This window comes from Embleya sp. NPDC005971 (assembly GCF_040629175.1).
Lineage (GTDB): Bacteria > Actinomycetota > Actinomycetes > Streptomycetales > Streptomycetaceae > Embleya.
Window position 1 is genome coordinate 1 of the sequence record NZ_JBEXUX010000152.1, and the last position, 4,611, is coordinate 4,611.

Genomic DNA, 4,611 nt, shown 5'->3' on the forward strand with positions numbered 1-4,611 from the left:
GGTGGTCGACGGGGATCCCGTGGTGATCGTCGGGATGGCGTGCCGCTATCCGGGCGGGGTGGCCTCGCCGGAGGACCTGTGGGACCTGGTTGCGGCCGGCCGGGACGCGATCGCCGGGTTCCCGGACGATCGTGGCTGGGACCTGGAGAACCTGTACGACCCGGACCCCACGGCCCCGGGGAAGAGCTACGCATGCGAGGGCGGATTCCTGTACGAAGCCGCCGAGTTCGACGCCGGCTTCTTCGGGATCTCGCCGCGTGAGGCGTTGGCGATGGACCCGCAGCAGCGGTTGTTGCTGGAGACCTCGTGGGAGGTGTTCGAGCGCGCGGGCATCGATCCGGCCACGTTGCGCGGCAGCCGGACCGGTGTGTTCGCCGGCGTCATGTACCACGACTACGCGGCCCGCCTCGCCGAGGTACCCGAGGAGGTGGAGGGCTACATCGGCACCGGTTCGTCGGCGAGTGTGGTGTCCGGTCGGGTCTCCTACACCTTCGGGTTCGAGGGCCCGGCGGTGACCGTGGACACGGCCTGCTCCTCGTCGCTGGTGGCCCTGCACCTGGCCGGTCAGGCGCTGCGCAGCGGCGAATGCTCGATGGCCCTGGTCGGCGGCGTCACCGTGATGACCAACCCGGGACTGTTCGTCGAGTTCAGTCGGCAGCGCGGAATGGCCCCGGACGGCCGGTGCAAGGCGTTCTCGGCGACCGCGGACGGCACGGGCTGGTCGGAGGGCGTCGGCGTGCTCCTGGTGGAGCGCCGCTCGGACGCCATCCGCAACGGCCACCGCATCCTGGCCGTCGTGCGCGGCAGCGCGGTCAACCAGGACGGTGCCAGCAACGGCCTCACCGCGCCCAACGGCCCGTCCCAACAGCGGGTCATCCAACAGGCGTTGGCCACCGCGGGCCTCGATCGACGGGACGTGGACGCGGTGGAGGCGCACGGCACCGGTACGACCCTGGGCGACCCGATCGAGGCGCAGGCGATCATTGCCACGTACGGCCGGGACCGCTCCGACGAACAGCCGTTGTATCTGGGGTCGTTGAAGTCGAATATCGGTCATGCGCAGGCCGCGGCGGGTGTCGCGGGTGTGATCAAGATGGTCATGGCGATGCGTGCGGGTGTACTGCCGCGGACGCTGCACGTGGACGAGCCGTCGCCGCATGTGGATTGGGCGGCGGGTGCGGTCGAGTTGTTGACCGAGGCCCGCGAGTGGCCGCAGACGGGCCGTCCCCGCCGGGCCGGCGTGTCGTCCTTCGGCGCCAGCGGCACCAACGCACACGTCGTACTGGAGCAGGGACCCGAACCGGTGCCGGCGAGCGAGGGCGGGGCGGACAGCGATCTCGGGCAACCGGTCGCGCCCGAGGAGGTGTTGCCCTGGCTGTTGTCCGCCCGTACGAAGGAAGCCCTCGCCGGTCAGGCGGGCCGACTCGCCGCGCTGGTCCGGGCCGACGGCGCGCTCGGCACGGCCGAGATCGGTCACGCCCTGGCGACCTCCCGCGCGGTGTTCGAAGAGCGCGCCGTCGTGGTCGGGCAGGATCGCGACGAACTGCTCGCCGGACTCGACGCGCTCGCCGAGGACTGGCCCGCGTCCGGCCTGGTGGTGGGTTCGGCTCGCCCCGACTGCCGGGTCGCGTTCCTGTTCACCGGCCAGGGCAGCCAGCGGGTCGGCATGGGTCGCGAACTGTACGACGCCTTCCCGGCCTTCGCCGAGGCGTTCGACGCGGTCGTGTTCGAACTCGACCGGCAACTGTCCGGGCACGCGGCGCACTCGGTGCGCGATGTGGTCTTCGGCGCGGACGGCACGCAGGGCCTCCTGGACGAGACGGTCTTCACCCAGGCGGGCCTGTTCGCCCTGGAGGTGGCCGGCTACCGGCTCGCCGAGTCGTTCGGGGTGCGGCCCGACTACCTGCTGGGCCATTCGATCGGCGAACTGGCCGCCGCCCACGTCGCGGGCCTGTGGTCGTTGCCGGACGCCGCCGTCGTGGTCGCCGCGCGTGGCCGACTGATGCACGAACTGCCCCCGGGCGGCGCGATGGTCGCCGTCTCGGTCTCCGAGCAGGAAGCGCTGGACGGCCTGGCCGACGCGGCCGGGGACGACGAGCGCGAGGGCGGCGCGGTGACGGTGGCCGCGGTCAACGGCCCGACCTCGGTCGTGCTCTCCGGCGACGAGGGACCGGTGTTGCGGGCCGCCGCCCGATTCGCGGAGGCCGGGCACAAGACCCGGCGGCTCCAGGTGAGCCACGCGTTCCACTCGGCCCGGATGGAGCCGATGGCGGCGGAGTTCCGGAAGGTGCTGGCGACGGTCTCCTACGGAGAGATCGCCATCCCCCTGGTCTCCAATCTGTCCGGTGCGATCGCCCGGCCCGACGAGCTGCGCACCCCCGAGTACTGGGTGCGGCAGGTACGCGAGGCGGTGCGCTTCGCCGACGGGGTGGCGACGCTCGACGCCGAGGGCAGCACGGCCTTCCTCGAACTCGGCCCGGAAGGCGTGTTGACCGCGATGGTGCGCGACGTCCTGGACTCGGGCGCCGACCTCACCGCCGTGCCGATCCTGCGCCGCGAACGGCCCGAGGTGGAGACCACCATCGGTGCGCTGGGCGTGGTGCACGTGGCGGGGGTGCCGGTGCGCTGGTCGTCCCTGTTCACGGCGACGGCGACGGGCATCGACTCGGGCGCCGCGACCACCTCCGATGGCGCGACCACGACGGTGGAACTGCCGACGTACGCCTTCCAGCGTCGGCGCTACTGGCTCGACAGTGCCTCGGCCCCGAACGCGGACGCCGCGGATCTCGGCTTGGCCTCCGGCCGCCATCCGCTGGTCGGGGCGGCGGTCCGACTCGCCGGAACCGATCACGTCGTGCTCACCGGGCGGTTGTCGCTGCGCACCCACCCCTGGCTCGCCGATCACGCGGTCGCCGGGACCGTGCTCCTGCCCGGCTCGGCGCTCGCCGAACTGGCCGTGCACGCCGCCGACCTCGTCGGCTGCTCCCGGGTCGCCGAGCTGACCCTGGAGGCGCCGCTGGTGTTGCCCGAACGGGCGGGCGTGCAGATCCAGGTCGCGATCGGGGACGACCGGGGCGACGGCCGGCGCAGCGTCGAGTTGTACTCCCGACCGGAGGACGTCGCGGACGCCGATCCCGACAGTGGGGCCGACTGGACCCGACACGCCACCGGCACGCTGGCCGCGGCGACGGACCCGGACCGTGACTCGCTCGCGCTCGACTTCGACCTGGTCGCGTGGCCGCCGGCCGGCGCCCGGCCCGTGGACCTGGACGGGTTCTACCCGCGCCTGGCCGAGGGCGGATACGGCTACGGGCCCGCGTTCCGCGGGCTGCGGGCCGCCTGGCGGCTCGGTGACGAGGTGTACGCCGAGGTGACACTCCCGGACGAACTCGTCGAGTCCGCAGGTCGTTTCGGGCTGCACCCGGCACTGCTCGATGCGGCCCTGCACGCCGCGAAACTCACCGAAGCGGGTGTCGAGGACGGGCTCGTCCGGCTGCCGTTCGCCTGGAACGACGTGGTGCTCCTGGCCGCCGGTGCCTCGACGCTGCGCCTGCGGTTGTCCGTCACCGGCCCCGAGCGCCTCGCGATCCGGGCCGCCGACGGCACGGGCCGACCGGTGTTCGTGGTGGGGGAGTTGGCGCTGCGCGGTATCTCGCCGGAGCAACTCGGCGACGCGATGCGCGACGACACGGCGGGCGCCCTGTACCGGATGGGCTGGATGCCGGTCGACGTGAACGGCGGGCCCGCCGGGTCCCCGGACGCGGGCGAGCCGACCGTGCTCGACTGCACGGCTGCCGTGACCGAGGGCGGCGACGCGCTCGCGGACACGGTGTCGGCGACGACCGCCGCCGTGCTGGCCCGAGTTCAGGAGTACCTCGCGGACACGGACGCTCCGGAGCCGCTGGTCGTGCTGACCCACGGCGCGGTGGCCGCGACGACCGGCGACGCGGTCCCGGATCTCGCCCATGCTCCCGTGTGGGGCCTGCTCCGCTCGGCCCAGAGCGAGCACTTCGGCAGGTTGGTACTGGTGGACACGGACGACAGTCCCGAGTCCACGCTGCTGCTTCGGGCCGCGCTGCACAGCGGCGAACCGCAGTTGGCACTGCGCGCCGGACAGGCACTGGCGCCGCGACTGGCCCGGACCGGTACGGACGGCCGCGACGGCGCCGCCCTGGTGCCGCCGGGCGGCGACTGGGCCCTGGGGAGCACGGGCACGGGCACCCTGGAGGGCCTGGCCCTCCTCGCGAACGCCGACACGGCCCAACGGCCGCTCGGCGAACACGACATCCGGATCGCGATCCGGGCGGCGGGCCTGAACTTCCGGGACGTGCTGATCGCCCTGGGCGTGTACCCGGGTGTCGCGTCCATGGGTGGCGAAGGCGCCGGGGTGATCACCGAAGTGGGCGCGGCGGTTGCCGAACTCGCGGTCGGTGACCATGTGTTCGGGCTCTTCCCGGACGCGTTCGGGCCACACGCCGTGGCCGACCACCGGATGGTGACGAAGCTGCCGCCGGGGTGGTCGTTCGAGCAGGCGGCGTCGGTGCCGGTGGTGTTCCTGACGGCGTATCACGGGCTGGTGGGGTTGGCCGGGTTGCGGCCCGGTGAGTCGGT

1 protein-coding gene is annotated in these 4,611 nt (G+C 73.3%); it reads left to right on the forward strand.

Annotated elements, in window-relative coordinates; genetic code table 11:
* Window positions 1–4,611, forward strand: a 4,611-nt coding sequence (locus tag ABZ374_RS47990; RefSeq protein ID WP_360325007.1) for a beta-ketoacyl synthase N-terminal-like domain-containing protein, incomplete at both ends; no start/stop codon positions are given.